A 16,034-nucleotide genomic window follows, 5' to 3' on the forward strand; every position below is an offset into this window, starting at 1 on the left:
AACCTATACTGCTAATGCTCACAAACTTAGTTGCGAACATTAGAAGTACAACACGCTTAATAAGAACAACCTTCCGTGAGTTGCAGTTGGCGCTGGGTCGCAGTAATTGTTTCATAATGATTTTTCACATCACCCAGATAAAATTTTTTATGCTCATCCAAAGCAAATTGTGCGATTATTTGATATTTTGGATCTTGTAATAGCTCTGGAAACTTAGTTGTTTCTTTTTTAATCGTCTCGATGATTTTGGTAAACAAACAGTCGTTTAGTGCTGAGGAATCTTGCCCGTTCATAAAAATTAAGGCGAGCGCTTTTGAATGAGAATTTCCCTGTAAATAACCCTCTACTTCGGGTCTTCTGGATGCCCCCCAAATGCTTCCCCATGATGACCCTTCATATTTTTTTAATGATGATTCGATTAAGCTTTTAAATGATCGTTCGGTTAGAGTATCTACCCATTCATACATGCCTTTAAACAACATCGAGATTCCGCGATCACTGTAAGGATGAGTAAAGCGTTTGTCTTTCTTGGCAAAATACACGACATCACGGGTAAAATCGACAATCCCTTTTTCAAAACTTTTATCTCTTATTGCTTGATCAATACTTGGTATGGGGTATTTTTCAAGCATAAACGGAGTGAGACCATTGATAAGCAAGGTATTCAATTCCCCATCTTGTTTTGTACCTGAACTTAAAATATACGCCAAACGTTGATCCCCACTCTCAGCAGAACTGGTCTTTAAATACCTTTTGACGGATTCTGTTCTTTTGCGAAAAGAAAAGGTTTCGATGTAAGGGGCATATTTTTTATCAACAATATCGGTTATATAACGCTCTAAATCTTCAGGCTTGATGGATTTAGCCCAAAGAAACAACGAATCATAATATTGATTTTTCACATCTTCATGCGTAAAAGGCAAAATCTCTCTCTTCACCGCAAGTAATGCTTTTTCCATGAGTTCGTCTGTCTTTGTTAAATGCAACTGGAAATTGACCTGTTCAGCGATCAATTTAAGACTCTCAGCGATATTATTAAATCCAGCGGCATGGGTTGTAGTATTTGCCAAGGCTTGGCAAATTTTTAAATTATGTGTTTTATACAGTAAGCCCAGCTTATCTGAAAACTCAAGGTTATCCTCTTCTGTGAGATCCTTACGTTCTTTTTCATAATAGGTTTCGATAACTGTTCGGAACTCATTAACAAAAGCAACCATAGATAATACGGCATCGCGTAATTTACTGTCTCTATCAACACTAATTTTTGCCGCGATTGTTTCAGCATCGAGTTGAGGGAGGTTTCCAAATAACTCCCAGGCACTGGTTATCGTATCATCTGTAGCTTTTTTGCTATCCAGTTTGGAAATTTGTACATGCGGAGGATTTGTCGTTTCTTTAAGTAAGGAGTTGGTTAGTCGGTATGCACTGTGGATCAGCTCTTTGATTGTTGGAGCAAATGCATCGCGCCAAACCTGATGATAGCGTTTTTGTAACTCGTCAGGATCAAATTTAAACTGCTCTTCCTTTGCATAGGTTGTCTCATTTTCTTTTTTGATCCACTCCGCAACGTTGCGGTAAAACGAAGGTTTTTGATAAAGCGCCAAATAAGTAGGAGGCAGCGGTAGCCCATAACCATTATCCAAGCATCCCATATAAAAGACGACCACTCGGTATAAGTTATCGTAATGCTCCTGATACAAAGCCATCATAAAATCAACAAATGACTTTTTGTCCGTATCTGCATTACAAAATTGAGGAAATAACTCTTCATATTTTGCTCGTAAGCTGGGATCCGTTTCATCTAAGGAGGTGTAATTTAAAGGTAAATCACCAAAAAGCTCTGTTAAGCGTTTGCGTTGTAACTCCGGTTGAAAGGTCAATAAGGCTTTTAGCGCTGCAGCCAATTTCTGTTCTTGGGCAAGGGAGTTCTGAGCCAAACGGGCGAATTCGGTAGGGTCTGCATACGCTTTAGGTAGCTTTTTAAGCGCTTGTTCCTGGACCCCTGGGACAATTACCGGAATGGTAACTTGTCCTGGATGTTGGTAGGGCGGCCAATGATAAGGCATGGATTCCTGAACATTAGGAAAAGCCTCATAATCACGCACCGTTAAAGTGACGTGCGTTTTCGGAACGCCAATCACCGCTCGTGGTACTTTCATGTAAATGGTGAACCAATAGAAAAACATATCGAAATCGATATCACCAGCTAAACTGAGGTTATGGGGATGAGAATCATCATCATCAAGAAACCATCGTCCCAGTAAAAGTTCCATGATGTTATGTTCAATCAGGGTTTTAACACTGGGGGCAACTTGTTCCTTCAACGTACTATTAACAGGAATGCCCTGGCTGGCAAAGTGAAACGGTTTAAAATCCTCAATACCAATAGAAAGCGTACCGATCAATTTGTCTTGAGTGTGGCCTCTCTTTGAGGTGATTTCTAAAATAGTGCTCTTTATCGCGCGCAGCTGTTCGCTTAACGGCTGTTCGGGATTATAATTGGGGATGTCCTTTACGGCTATTGTATCTTTTTTTATTAGGCCTTCAGGAGTCTTAACTAAATATTGGAATGCGTCTTTCTCAAATTTAATATAAAGGGTGTTGTCTTTAATCGTCTCATGGCGATCGGGCATTAATTCAAGGTCGTACTCCTCGAATACCAACCGCTCTTCCGCGGATCTTTTTCCTTGAAATGATCTTTTTAATGATGAGGTTGCGACGCTTATTTTAGCTAATAATTCAGGATAGTGATTTTTAGGTTCTAATTTTTTAAAAAACGCTTTTTTGACCACTCCATCTTCTTCAAAGGTAACCTTAAAGGTTTGATGAGAGCTATCGGATATCGCTGTTTTTTCTGAATACGTGAGTTGACTATGCCTCAGTGCCTTTTTTGGAATTCCCATATTTTAATCCATTAAATCACAGTCGTCCTTTTAGAATAGTTCATATTAGGCAGAAATAATCAATAAGTTCAAGAATAATTTTCAAGCAGATAACAAGGAAACTAAACAGTAAAAAGCAAACACCAACCCTGTCAGCACTCTTTATGTCAGAAAGGTGTGTAAAAGAGAATTTCTCTTTTTTTTCATTGGGTAAGCCCAGGAGGGAGATGAGTTCCTGGGCTAAGGGTTGTAGCGTTTAAGGGCTACATTGGATTTAACACATTGGAACACTTGATATGATTGACCAAATACTATTTTCGTCTGTTTTTTCTGGTTCTACAAGCTTTAGAACTTCCTTATCCAGTGCGCGTATTTCCTCTCCTGAGGTCGTTTGATTGAAAAACCAGAGGTTTCCAGTCATTTTATATTTAACTGCGTTAGCACTAAAAGCGGTCAAGACCGTAATCACAAGGTTAGCAAGAACAATTAACGCATCAATTATCATTTTATAATTCCCCGGCTCCATTTGGGGATCAACGATATCAAGAATCTCTTTTTCAGCACCCCTTAATCGCTCACGCACCTCAATCTCGGGATCCATAAGCGCCTCGTAAGCCAAGGTATATAACTTTCTTCGATACGCTTCTTGTGCTTTTTCCCAGTCTTTACGCATTTGTTGATACGTGTCAGAGCCTGCCAAACGCTCAGAAATTACTTTGCATTGCGCTTCCACGCGCAAAAGTACTTGTCGAAAACGCTTGGCTTCTTCATCCTCTTGTGCTGCGAACTCAACCATCACTTTGAGCATCTTTAATTTCTGCATTAACGTAACGCACATAAATCGCTCGCGTAAATCTTCCGCTAAAGCCCTTTGCTGGGGGTCGGCCAGTTGCAGTATTTGATTCCCTTGCGTTTGGACTCCATGAATCACACCGCTATAAAGAACTGTGATCAATGTCTTCTTATGCGCTTCATCCTTGATATTCACCAACTGCGGCAAAAACAGGCGTAAAGCCTGACCTCGAGCATCTTTTTCTAATACCAACTGATATTCTTGAGGAGTACTATCACCTGATTTTTTTAATTGCAGCAATGCCATGTTTGCAGCGTGTAATTCTTGAGAAGTTAACTTATATAATTTCGATTCAAGATCAGCACATTCTTTTAGCTCGTCATTAAAATGATGCCTAATCGAATCCTGTAAATAAAGGTGAGGATTTGAAGCACGTTGCTCGAGTCGCTCAATATCAATCGTTTTTGTTTGATCTAAAGCCACTAAACTCGAGGCCATTAGAGGACAGTCCTGCGCTTCATTAGCGATTCGCTGATATCCATCCTTAGATAAAGCGCCTTTGACCCAAAAAATCAAACAAAGCATCTTACAGTCTTCATCACGGAAAGAATGAATAAGCGTTAATTCCTCAAGTTTTGTCGGATAATCAAAAAATTCTTTGGCCTCTATAGCCAGAGCTGGCTCCAGATCAATGAGTTTGTTTAAAGCCTGGTAATACTCTTCCTTTGCTAAAATACGACGAATTTCTTCATCCGTATAGTTTTGTTCGAGTAAGAAAGGGAGTAACTTAATTTGCGTTTCATTCCACATGAATGCGCTGAATTTTTCTATCAGATCAAAATTAGCGAGTAATTTCCGGTTTTCTTCAAGCAGTCCTTTTTCATAAAAAACGATAAGGGTTTTTATTAGGCTCTTATTAATGCGCTCATTATCAGTTAGTTGATGCGCCTGAATTTCCTTTAATTGAAGAGCCTGAATTTCCTTGCATAATGGACTGGATTCCGACAACAGATCTTTAAGTACGTCAGCAGACAAAGAAAGCTCGTCTTGTATTTTATAGTGCAGAATCTTGTCCAGGGCTGGATTATCTGCAAATAGTGCGGGTAAATTAAGCTCTGAAAAGGGTATGGGTCCACCGCGCAGTGCTACGGTTTCTTGCTCTACTTGTAATTTTCGCATCAACAGCGCAATGCGTTGAAAACGTAAATTAATCGTGTTATCCCCATTAAGTGCATTTTGTAATAAAAAATTTGGCAAAGCTGAACCAATTTGCAGTAATAGGGGTTCTAGAGAGGGCACTAAAGAAATGGTCAATCCAGAATGAGGGACTTTAATCGACGGGGTTAAATCAAAACTTGATAAATAGAAAATTGCTCTATCTTTTGGAGCTGCGTGGCTATTTTTTTCCAGGGCCATTACCCATTGCTTGGGGTCATCCTTGCGATACATTACCAAAAGCCCACAAGTCTCTCCAGCATCGTTAATGTAGGCAAAGTTCTGACGTACTAAATTCGCATGAGAGACCTCCGAAGATTCCCCTACCTTTTTTAGCGGATCAGGCCCAAATAAAAATGCTAAATTACCTGCCGTCATATCTCCTTGTAAATAAAATTTTCCCAGAGCCTGGGTAGTCCAGATTTTAAAATGTCTTATTGCTTGCTGTAAGCTACCCAAAAAATGAACGGCAGGAACATCCCGCAAAATGGTTTTTGTGTCATTTTTTTGTTCTGCGATGAGCGTATCCTGTCCAAATGCATGAAAAATTTGCTGTGCAGTTCCCTGTACCCAGTAAGGCATAATTCATTTCTCAATATGACAAATTGAGAGTATTATAACCAATAATTCAACTGATGGTGATGCTTTTTTGCAAAAATTGCATTATTAATACCGAAAATTCAGTTCGCAGCATTCCAGAGCAAGAAAAAGCAGATTATTGCTCATCATAAAAATTTTTTGAGAAATTCTATGCACCGCCCTTTATAGGCATTGCGTAGGTAGAAAAGTGTTATTAGGCAAGAAAGAATATGAAATGCAATATCATAGGCGCAGGTCGATTAGGTAAAAATTTAGCCTTGGCTTTATTTGAGGCTCAACTCATTAGCTCATTTTCGATTTGTAATCGCAGTTTAGACAGCGCGCAAAAAGTCTGCCAAGAGCTTGGTTGCGGACAAGCAATTGCTAACATAGAGCATTTACCTGCAGCGGAGATAACCTGGATCTGCTGTAATGATGATGCCATGAGCCATGTTGTCGACACTCTGGTGCAACATCCTGTTTTAAAACCGCAGTCTATGGTTATTCATTGCAGCGGGGTTCAAAATTCTGCTTTACTGCAGCCCTTAAAGCAACAGGGGTGTTTGGTCGCCAGTTTTCATCCTCTTAAAGCATTTAAAAGCAATTACCTTGATGCGGCGGCGTTTCAGCATGTGGATTGTGTGCTCGAAGGCGATGCCGAAGTCTGTGACTGGTTAATACACGCGTTTACGCCGTTGGGCGCGAATCTTATCGCCATCGAACCTGACGCCAAAGTTGCCTATCATGCGGCAGCATGCATGGCCGCCAATTATTTAATTACCTTAGCAGCCTGTAGTGAGGAATTATTTCTGCACGCAGGAATTAATCCCCAGCAAAGCCGGCAGATGATGATCAACTTAATGCAAGGGAATTTAAATAACTTATTGCAAACCCCACACATTGCCGAATCACTCACCGGCCCCCTGGCAAGAGGCGATGTGCAAACCCTGGCCCTGCATTTGCAGGCTATAGAAAACCCTGAAATTAAGCGCTTGTATCAAAGCGCGGCATTGAGTACGTTACCGTTAACGCAATTATCCGCGGAAATAATAGAAAAAATTAAAGCGCTTTGTAGAGGGGATAAAGGGAATTTTTTACTAGAAAAATAAATGATTGAAGGTCCCGAATTACTGCTCCGTCTTCGCCCGGATTTATATTTAATCCTAGCCTGGGTGAAGGCGAAAGCCATAACCCCGATTTCGCTGCGCAGCACTCAGGCTACAATTACTAATCTTATTTGATTCAATAGGTAATTATAGACTATTACTAAACGATTCTTCTCGAGAGCTAGGTGGTTGAGCAACACCATTTTTATCAGCCTCGGATGATACCTTTTTATCTACGACAACACTACTAGTTCTTCTCAGAGGAGGCGCTTCCACTTTCGCAACTTTAGTTGCTTTCACGCCAACAGCTGGGTTACTTATATATTCTGCAAAAGTAACTTTACCATATGCGCCCTTACGTAAACTGGACAAATCTTTTGCCAATCGCTGTTCTTCTGGCGTTTCTGCAACATGAGAAAGAACACCGGAGCGAGCGTTAAGGAATGTGCCGCGCACCTCGTCATCACTGGTTCCAGGCGTTCCTGTCGCATTTTCCGCAGAGGCATGTTTAGTCCGAGTACTTCCATACTCACTATAAACTCGAGCTTTTTCCGTTGGAGAATCGTTATAACTGATGATTTTTCCTTCTTGTGCAAATTGCTTTTTCATCATTACACGTTGCTCAGCTTGCTCCAATGCTCTATCGGCCGAACTCATGCAGCCACCTCTTAAGCTTCCTAAGCTTTCAGCCAAAATGCCTTCATAAGTACTCTTATACATTTCCCGTCGATCATCCCGATGTTTAATCCACTGTGGCAGACTAAAGGGCAGCGTAATGAGACCAGCAACAGCCTTTAATCCCACTGCAGCTACTGTCATAGTACCGCGTACAACCCAATCGATCACATGGCCTAAAATAGGAACTTGACGTACATAGTCGCGAGTGAAATTGGCAATATTACGACGGGCTGAACCTAACCAGGTTTCATGAACCGTGCACTTTAATTCGACTGCAGCCTGTGCACTTAAGGCGATATTTTCCCTGACATCTTTTGGCAACCCCTTAAATGACCCATTATCGTCTCTTAACTCGTTTGTGAGCCCCTTAAGAGCATTTTTAACTTTTTCGCCACGAAATTTAAAGGGGGTAACCAACGAATGATCGCGAGAATTTAAAAAATCTATGACATGAGTTAAGTCATTATTCGCGCCAGGATATTTCTCCCGGACTTTAGCAAACATATTAACGGCATTGCCAATAAGCTGACGGGCATCGTTATAGTCATTATTTCTGACGCGGGTGCGTGCACTCCACATATTGATACCATTGTTGGTTTCTAATAAATCAATATTAACTTTTTGCCAATCATCAGAAATTTCGTCATACTCTGCAAACTTATTCGATATGAATTTGATCTCACCAGTCTCCTTGTTCCTTAAAATAGTACTGTTTTCTAGCATCCTGCGGACTGCAGCATTTGCCTCTGTTTTAGAATCAATAACCGATGCTTGCATTTTTGAGGCTTTTGCTTTGGATTGATCAGGGGAAAAAGTAACTTCATCACCAATTAGCGTTTGGTGCAAAATAGTGTATGGAATAGGATCATCACCTATAATTGTCCCCCATTTTTCCATGAAACTATTTAATCCTGATTCTAACCGCGCTTTAGTGACTAATTGCAAATGGTTCCAATCCGTAACCTCTTGACGACTCTTGGTATCACCAACACCTAAAGGCTCGGTTACAGCTACACGTTCATGAGAACTGAGATGGCTCACATTACCATCCTTATCAATAATGATATCAGTGCAATCAAAAGCATTAGCAGGGTTTGGTGTATAACGAGACATGGGTGTAGAAGATTGTTTCTTCAATTGCTGCAAATTCTCAGTCAGAAATTGCTCGAACCATTTCCCACCGCCAACTGCTGTTGTTAGTTTTTGTTTCCAAGGTTGCGTACCATCCCAAAAGTTAATCGCTTCCTCGGTCTCAGAATCAGTGCGTTTGAATTCTGCCGCACCAAATTCCATTGGCTTGGCATAGCGTAACACTTGTACCTCATCCTCTTGTGCCATACCTTTCTTATCGATGACGCATATTGGCATAGAAATATCTTTTTTCCAGAGAAAATCACGAACAAAGTTAATGGCCTCAATCGCTTCCTTTTTCTTTCCTACAACATTACGTTTAACTAACAGATCTACTAGAGCGCCATTAAAACGAGCCAACTCTTTTCGCGCGTTTTCCATTCCTTCTGCTTGATCTTCATTATCACGATGAACCTTCATATTGCTCTGGAATTTATTGAGTAACTCAGTCAAATCTTGCAAAGCAGGATCTCGAGCCCCGAGCATTGCCTCAATAGAAGGCTTATCATATTTTAAAATTTCTGTCACTGCCCGAGCTGAATCTAGACCGCGAGCAAAGATATCATCAACATCACTCTCGATATTTTTATCTGAACGAGGGTAAACACGAACCTTTTCATTCTCAAAATCAACCACTTTCGTCTTACGATTAAGACTTTCCAGTCGCAAGTCTCTTAATTTTGTTTGTAATCCATCATGTGGCGACTCTCCTTGAATAGATTGCACCCATTCTGGCTTCCTGGTGATTGCATCATCCCATGTTCTGCTAGTTTCAACAAAATCAAGATCCTTGGTAGCATCATGAAGTTTCTTTGCTTGTGCTTTAGTTAATGGCATGACTTTTCGTCTAATTAAATTTCATCTTGTATAAACTATAGCATAAATTTATTAACAAATTATTACGAAGGAAAGTGCTCTAGTTAGCGCGAATATGCCTCAAATTACCTATTGTCTAAGTTCCTCTTAATTCAGAAATGCAAGCATTTTGAACGATCATGGCTATAGACATTTTATCTTAACAATTGATTAATAAGATGGAGGTCCAAATTACACCGCTATTCATGTAAAATAGAATGTAAAAACGTAGCCTGGGTGCAGCGCAGCGGAACCCAGGCTACAATATAAAATGAGGAAAACATTTATTCCAAAGACATTTGAAATACCTAAAGCCCAGCTTCTTTCAAATTTGCGGTATTGGCATTCTTCTTCGCTTTTCTTTTTTCTTGCCAAGTCACCAGCATGACAAAGAATGCAGGTACAAAGACCACCGCCAGGCAGGTTGAGGCCAACATCCCGCTGCACACGGCGATACCAATCGAGCGCCGGGCATTGGCACCGGCGCCGGTAGCGAATACCAAGGGCATCACCCCGAGGATAAATGCAAAAGAGGTCATCAAAATAGGACGAAAACGGGTTTTCGCGCCAATTACCGCGGCTTCCATGATGGACTTATTATGCAGCTCATGTTCTTCTCGTGCCACCTCAACAATCAAAATGGCATTCTTCGCCGCTAATGCAATCAGCAGTAATATCCCGATTTGGGTGTACATATTATTGGAAAGTCCCAAAGCGGATAGGGCAAAGACGGTTCCAATCAAGGCTAGAGGCACGCTTAACAAAATCGCTGCCGGGGCAATCCAATTTTCATATTGGCCCGCCAAAATCATATACACCAAAACAAGCGACAAGATAAAAATATAATAACTCATATTTCCCGCAATCTTTTCCTGATAGGCAGTACTCGTCCATTCGTAAGATATCCCTGCGGGTAATACCTCTTTAGCAACCCGCTCCATCGCCTGCATGGCTTGACCCGAACTGTACCCTTGCGCGGCCATGCCATAAATATTACTGGAAGGATATAAATTATAAAGAGAAATAATGGGTGGCCCAACAGTAGGTGACATATCGGTCAGTGTACCCAAGGGCACCATTTCACCTGATTTATTTCTAACATAAAAATTACGCACATCGCCAACGGTCATCCGTGAATCGGCATCTGCTTGGACATAGACCTGAAATACCTGCCCGAATTTTGAAAAAAGGTTTACGTAGGAGGAGCCAAGGTAGGTTTGCAAGGTTTCGGTTGCATCCCCCACAGTAACGCCCAAAGTTTCTGCTTTAACTCGATTGATGGGCGCCGCAAGCTGCGGTGCTGAAGCACGAAACGAAGTCCTCAACCGTTGCAATTCCGGTTGTTGGCTTGCATAGAGAATCAACTGGTCCGTCGCGCTTTGTAATTTGCGATAATCAAATGATCCATCTTGTAATTCAAGTTGCATTTGAAAACCGCCCGAAGTCCCTAACCCTTGAATCGGTGGCGGGATCATCACCAGCACTTTAGCGCCCAAAGTTTTCTCTGCAATCGCATTCATTTTTTTGTAAAGGGAAAGCAAATCTTCGTCTTTACCGCGCACACTCCAATCTTTAAACATCACATAAAGAACGCCGCCATTGGCAAGGGGAGCACTATTATCCAAAAGCGAAATTCCATCAATGGTGATGACGTTTTCTATACCACCAATTTTAGAGACTTGATCACTTAAATCATGTAACAATGCCTCTGTTCGCCCTAAACTGGCCCCATCAGGTAATTGGACGTTCATCATCGCATAACCTTGGTCTTCCATGGGTATAAATCCTGTAGGGACCCGGCTCAGACCGATAATCGCCAAGACGACAAGGGCTATACCAATAAGGCATACGGTTTTATTTTTATGAACAAGTCGGTCGATAAAGCCAATGTAGTTATTTTCTATAGGATAATAATATTTATCGAATAAACGGAAAATAAAGTTTTTCTCTTTCTGGGTGTCAACGGGTTTAAGCCACAAAGCACATTGAGTGGGTTTTAAAGTCATGGCGTTAATCGCGCTGATAAATGCGGTAGCCGCAATAACCAGTGCAAACTGGGCATACATCGCGCCAGTTAATCCTGGCATGAACCCCGCAGGCACAAATACTGCCATTAATACCAGCGTAATTCCAATAATTGGTCCCATTAACTCCGTCATTGCATTAATTGCTGATTGTTTGGGCGAGGTGCCACGCTCGATATGCTGGGTTACGCCTTCGACAATCACAATCGCGTCATCAACCACAATTCCGATGGCTAAAACCAAGGCAAATAAGGTTAATAAGTTGATGGAATAATGGAGTATGAACATGGCAAAAAATGCACCTATGATGGTCACAGGCACGGTGGTAGTAGGTACCAAAGTAGCGCGGGCGTTTTGTAAGAACAGCAGAATTACGACTAAAACCAAGATACCTGCTTCGAATAGGGTTTTGTACACCTCGTCAACAGATGCTTTTACGAAAATGGTGGTGTCAAATGGAATCGAATACTCCATCCCTGCAGGAAATTTTTTTGCCATTTTGGCTACGGCATTACGCACCTCATTGGCGACTTGCAGGGCGTTGGCCCCTGGCAATTGATAAATACCAATTGCCGCCGTCGGTTTATTATTCAATTTTGCGAGTTGGCTGTAGCTATTTGAGCCTAACTCCACACGACCCACGTCACGAATGCGTACGATTTGCGCGCTACTGCTTGCATTAGCGCTTTGATTTGGTGTTTGGGCAACTGTTTTCACAATGATGTTTTCAAATTCACTGACATCAGCAAGTTGTCCTGGTACATTCACGGTAAATTGATAAGGTTGTTTCCCTACCGCGGGTGGTGCGGCAATTTGTCCAGAAGAAACCTCTTGGTTTTGATGGCTAATGGCCTGCAAGACATCACTGGGATTGAGGGAGTAGGCCAACATTTTTCTAGGATCCAGCCAAACGCGCATTGCATAAGTACCCGTTCCAAAAATAATCACATTACCTACGCCAGGCAAGCGCGACAACTCATCTTGCATGTTAATTGCAGCGTAGTTATCAAGGAACAATCCATCGTACTCACCATTTTTGGAGGTTAGGGTAATAAATTGCAAAATCGCAGTCGATTTCTGCTGTACCACCACTCCTTGTTTTTGCACTGACTCGGGTAATTGTGCCATAGCCGCTTGCACCCGATTTTGTACCAATACTTGTGCAAAATTAAGATCCGTACCGATAGAAAAGGTAACAATAAGCGTATAAGCCCCACTATCGGTGCTGGTAGATTGCATATACAACATGTTTTCCACCCCATTCACTTGCTGTTCAATGGGCAAAGCGACGGTTTTGATGAGTGTTTTCGCATCAGCGCCAGGATAGGTGGTGGTCACCTGAATGGTGGGGGGCACAATAGCAGGATATTGAGAGACAGGTAGTGCAATAATGGCTACCAATCCCAGCAGCACTATGAGTAGCGCAATAACGTTTGCCAATATAGGCCGCTCAATAAAAAATTTTGAAATCATTCTGCCGTCTTCTCACTTTTTGTAACAATCCCTGAACCATGCACCACGGCCATTAAGCTAAATACTTTTCCGTCGCCCCTTGGGAAAGAGGTGCCCGTCAGGGCGGATAAAGGTTTAATTGGGCTACGAAACGCTCACCCCTGCCCCTCTCCCACGAGCGAGAGAAGGGGTTCTTAACTTAGCGGCCGTGGAACGACACATACCTCAATTAATGCTTGGCTTCTTTATGTTCTTGGTCTTGATCATCTTTCGTTGGTACAGCCTGTTGCCGAGGCTCCACTTTATTTCCAGGAGTCGCATATTGCAGGCCATCGATAATTACCTGGTCTTGAGCATCAAGTCCCGTAGCGATCCCACGCATTCCATTCTCTACACTACCTAAAGTGACTCGCTTCAATACGACGAGATGGTTCGTATCGACAGTTAAGACATAAGCGCCGATTTGATCGTAAAGAATCGCGGAATCAGGCACTGTTAATTGCTTTTTGGGTTTGGATATCGCTACACGTACCTGCACAAAGAGTCCTGGTACAAAAATATAATCTTTATTTTGCAAAAGGGCACGCAGCTCCATTGTTCCCGTAGATGCATTAAGGCCTGTATTCACAAAATCAAGTGTTGCCTTGTACTTGAAGGTTGTATCGCCTTGTAAGCTCACGTCAACCGGAATTTTGTTAATATCTTTTGGTTTAAATCCACTCGCACGCGCAGCAGCACGCAATTTGATTAAATCAATTTCATTTAGATTAAAGTAAACATAGATAGGATCAATCTGCTCTATGGTAGCTAAATTCGTGGCTTCGCCGTGGCCTACAAGATTACCAACATCAACCAAATGTCGACCAATTCGGCCATCAAATGGGGCTGAAATATGGGTATAACCGTAATTAATGGCCGCATTGATTTCTTCGGCTTCTGCTTTATCCAATTCGGCAGCAATTTCTAACGTTTTGGCATACCATTTTTCGACTTCATTGAGCGAGGTAGCGTGTTCTTTATACATACGCTGTTGGCGTGCGTACTCTGATTTATTGTACACCAGCGAGGCCTTTGTGGCGGCAACAGTTGCCTTAGCAGCCCTAAGTTTTTCAAAATACGGCTCGGGTTGAATGACAAAAAGCTCTTTTCCTTTTTTAACAAATGTTCCATCAACAAACTCTATGGAATCAAGATAGCCTTCAACACGAGCGACCAGATTAACTGAATTATAAGCTACCGTATTTCCTGTTTGGGTCACATATTCGGCCATTTCTGCCGGTATTGGTTTTTGCACAACTACTGGCGGCGGCGGGATCGTTGGAACATTACTTTTGCCAAAAAAATGCACCATCAAATAGATGAGAAGTAAAACAGCAACAGCTATCCCTGCCATTTTGACCGATTTAGAATCTTTATAGTTCATACCTGATACCATTTTATTTATTCCCAAATTTCCTTTCTCCATTTAAGAAAGAATGGTGTCGTACTGCAAGGGATAAAGAAACTATTGTTTCATCGGCCCCTCACTTCGACCTTACTGCGATTAAAAGAAAATATCCCTTCCTCTCCAGAGGGAGCAGGCGTCAGGACGGATGAAGGTATTGAGTATGGCCAATGCCCCTCACCTCCGCCTCTCTCCCGACAATGGGAGAGGGGATATTTTTTTCCTCCATCCAGGTAAGTGTTTCTACCACTTAGGCAAATTGCTCTACCACCTGGGTAAACTCCTCTACCACTTAGGCAAATAAAGTTCTTTTATCCTTTCTTTCTTAGTTCGAGGTGCTTCGTGATTTTGTTGTTTGAGCAAAGTACCCCAGTTGGTTCGTGCTGCCATTTCCGCTTTAATTTGTTGTGGTACCACATCATGAGTACCGCGGATTTCCCAACCACCGCCAAGTGCACGATAAAGAGCGACTAATGCCTGGGGAATATTCGCTTGCGCATTCACCAACGAAGTCTGCACACTTAATTGTTGCTGCTCGGCATTAAGCACCGGTGTAAAATCTGTTTCGCCGTTAATGTAACGAATTATTGCGAGTTTCAACGTTTTGATTGCAGCAGCGTTTGCTTGCGTTAAGGAGCGCTCCGCTTTTTTGGCTTCAATGTAGGCGGTAATATTATTTTGCACTTCTTGCTGTGCCTTTAGAACCAGATTGACATAATTTAATACGGATTGCTGGAATACGGCATCTTGTGCCCGTACCGCGTTGGTGATTTGGCCGTAATTAAGTATTGGCCATGTCAGCGTTGGTCCGGCAGTTATAGAGCGATTTGACCAATTAAAGAGATCGGCAAGGGAGTTTGACCCGATATTGTTTGAAGAAAAAACAAACGTCCCATTTAAAGAAAAAGATGGAAAAAGATTGGCTTTAGTTGCGCCGATTTTGGCCGATTGTGCTATCGCATCCAAACGTGCTTGATGAATGTCCGGTCGACGCGCTAATGTTTCTTTAGGAATTCCAACCGCTATCGTTGAAGGTGCTTTAGGAATCCCTTTACTTTTCCTAAGTTGTCCATCAACTCCGTTAGGCACCGTCCCTAATAAAAGCGCCATTGCATTCCTTTGTTGCTCTAAACTATTTACCAATGGCGGCAGAGACGCTTCGGTCTGTGAAAGCTCTGTCTGCGCTTGCTCCACATCAATCAGGTTAGTTTGTCCTGCATTATACCGAGCCTTGGCTATTTTTAGACCTTCCCGCTGCACCACGATGTTGGCTTTTGTTACCTTGATTTGCGCTTCATAAGTACGGATTTGGATGTAGGTGCTGGCAACGTCGGCAGTAAGAGTGACCAGCGCATTATCATAAGCAGCTAGAGAAGATAAAAATGTCGCATCATTAGCCTGGATAGCCCGGCGATATTTACCCCAAAAATCTATTTCCCAATTCGCAGTAAAACCGAGCGAAGCGGTTTCAAAGGTTGAAGGTAAAATCGTTTGCAGCTCACCGCCACCAATTTCGTAGTAAGTGAAGTTACCGGTTGCAGCCTGTTGTTGCGGATACAACAGACCAACTGACTGAGCCAATAGTGCCCGAGTTTGCAAAACCCTTACGCCAGCAATTTGTACTGACAGATTATTGTGATAACCTTGATTAATTAATGAAGTAAGTACTGGATCATGAAAAACTTGCCACCATTTTATTGTTTTAAATGGTGCTTCTTTTACGGAGGCATCCCTTATTGGCCAATGTGCAGCAACCGGTTTTTTCGGCTCTTTATAATTAGGGCCCACCATAAAACAGGCGCTCAGTAGCAAACAAGCAACAAAGGTAAAAATTTTTAACATAAGCGCCAAGATTTCCCTATCTAAACTATTTTC

At 42.0% G+C, this 16,034-nt stretch carries 7 protein-coding genes; 1 reads left to right on the plus strand and 6 read right to left on the minus strand.

Annotated features, from left to right (window positions below; translation table 11 throughout):
• Positions 1 to 56 precede the first annotated feature (56 nt).
• The gene (locus OQJ13_RS08650; RefSeq protein WP_265710468.1) at positions 57 to 2,903 is read right to left on the minus strand and encodes a hypothetical protein; all 2,847 of its coding nucleotides are present in this window, start codon (positions 2,901 to 2,903) and stop codon (positions 57 to 59) included.
• Positions 2,904 to 3,156: 253 nt separating this feature from the next.
• Entirely contained in the window at positions 3,157 to 5,472 is a 2,316-nt protein-coding gene (locus tag OQJ13_RS08655) for a hypothetical protein (protein ID WP_265710469.1), read from the minus strand.
• Between the two features lie 227 nt (positions 5,473 to 5,699).
• Here OQJ13_RS08655 and OQJ13_RS08660 point away from each other — a divergent pair, with 227 nt between their 5' ends.
• Positions 5,700 to 6,578 (plus strand): Rossmann-like and DUF2520 domain-containing protein, encoded by an 879-nt coding sequence (locus OQJ13_RS08660; RefSeq protein WP_265710470.1) that lies wholly within the window; start codon positions 5,700 to 5,702, stop codon positions 6,576 to 6,578.
• Between the two features lie 144 nt (positions 6,579 to 6,722).
• On the opposite strand, the gene OQJ13_RS08665 is transcribed toward OQJ13_RS08660, so the two are convergent.
• The 4 genes from OQJ13_RS08665 to OQJ13_RS08680 all read right to left on the minus strand — a co-directional run bounded on the left by OQJ13_RS08665 (position 6,723) and on the right by OQJ13_RS08680 (position 16,001).
• Complete coding sequence (locus tag OQJ13_RS08665) at positions 6,723 to 9,221, minus strand: hypothetical protein (RefSeq protein WP_265710471.1); 2,499 nt, start codon at positions 9,219 to 9,221, stop codon at positions 6,723 to 6,725.
• 326 nt (positions 9,222 to 9,547) lie between these two features.
• Entirely contained in the window at positions 9,548 to 12,736 is a 3,189-nt protein-coding gene (locus OQJ13_RS08670) for an efflux RND transporter permease subunit (protein WP_265710472.1), read from the minus strand.
• A 208-nt stretch (positions 12,737 to 12,944) separates the two neighbouring features.
• Positions 12,945 to 14,138 (minus strand): efflux RND transporter periplasmic adaptor subunit, encoded by a 1,194-nt coding sequence (locus OQJ13_RS08675; RefSeq protein ID WP_265710473.1) that lies wholly within the window; start codon positions 14,136 to 14,138, stop codon positions 12,945 to 12,947.
• Positions 14,139 to 14,444: 306 nt separating this feature from the next.
• Positions 14,445 to 16,001 (minus strand): efflux transporter outer membrane subunit, encoded by a 1,557-nt coding sequence (locus tag OQJ13_RS08680; RefSeq protein ID WP_265710474.1) that lies wholly within the window; start codon positions 15,999 to 16,001, stop codon positions 14,445 to 14,447.
• Positions 16,002 to 16,034: the final 33 nt, after the last annotated feature.

This window comes from Legionella sp. PATHC035, assembly GCF_026191115.1.
Taxonomy (GTDB): Bacteria; Pseudomonadota; Gammaproteobacteria; order Legionellales; family Legionellaceae; genus Legionella.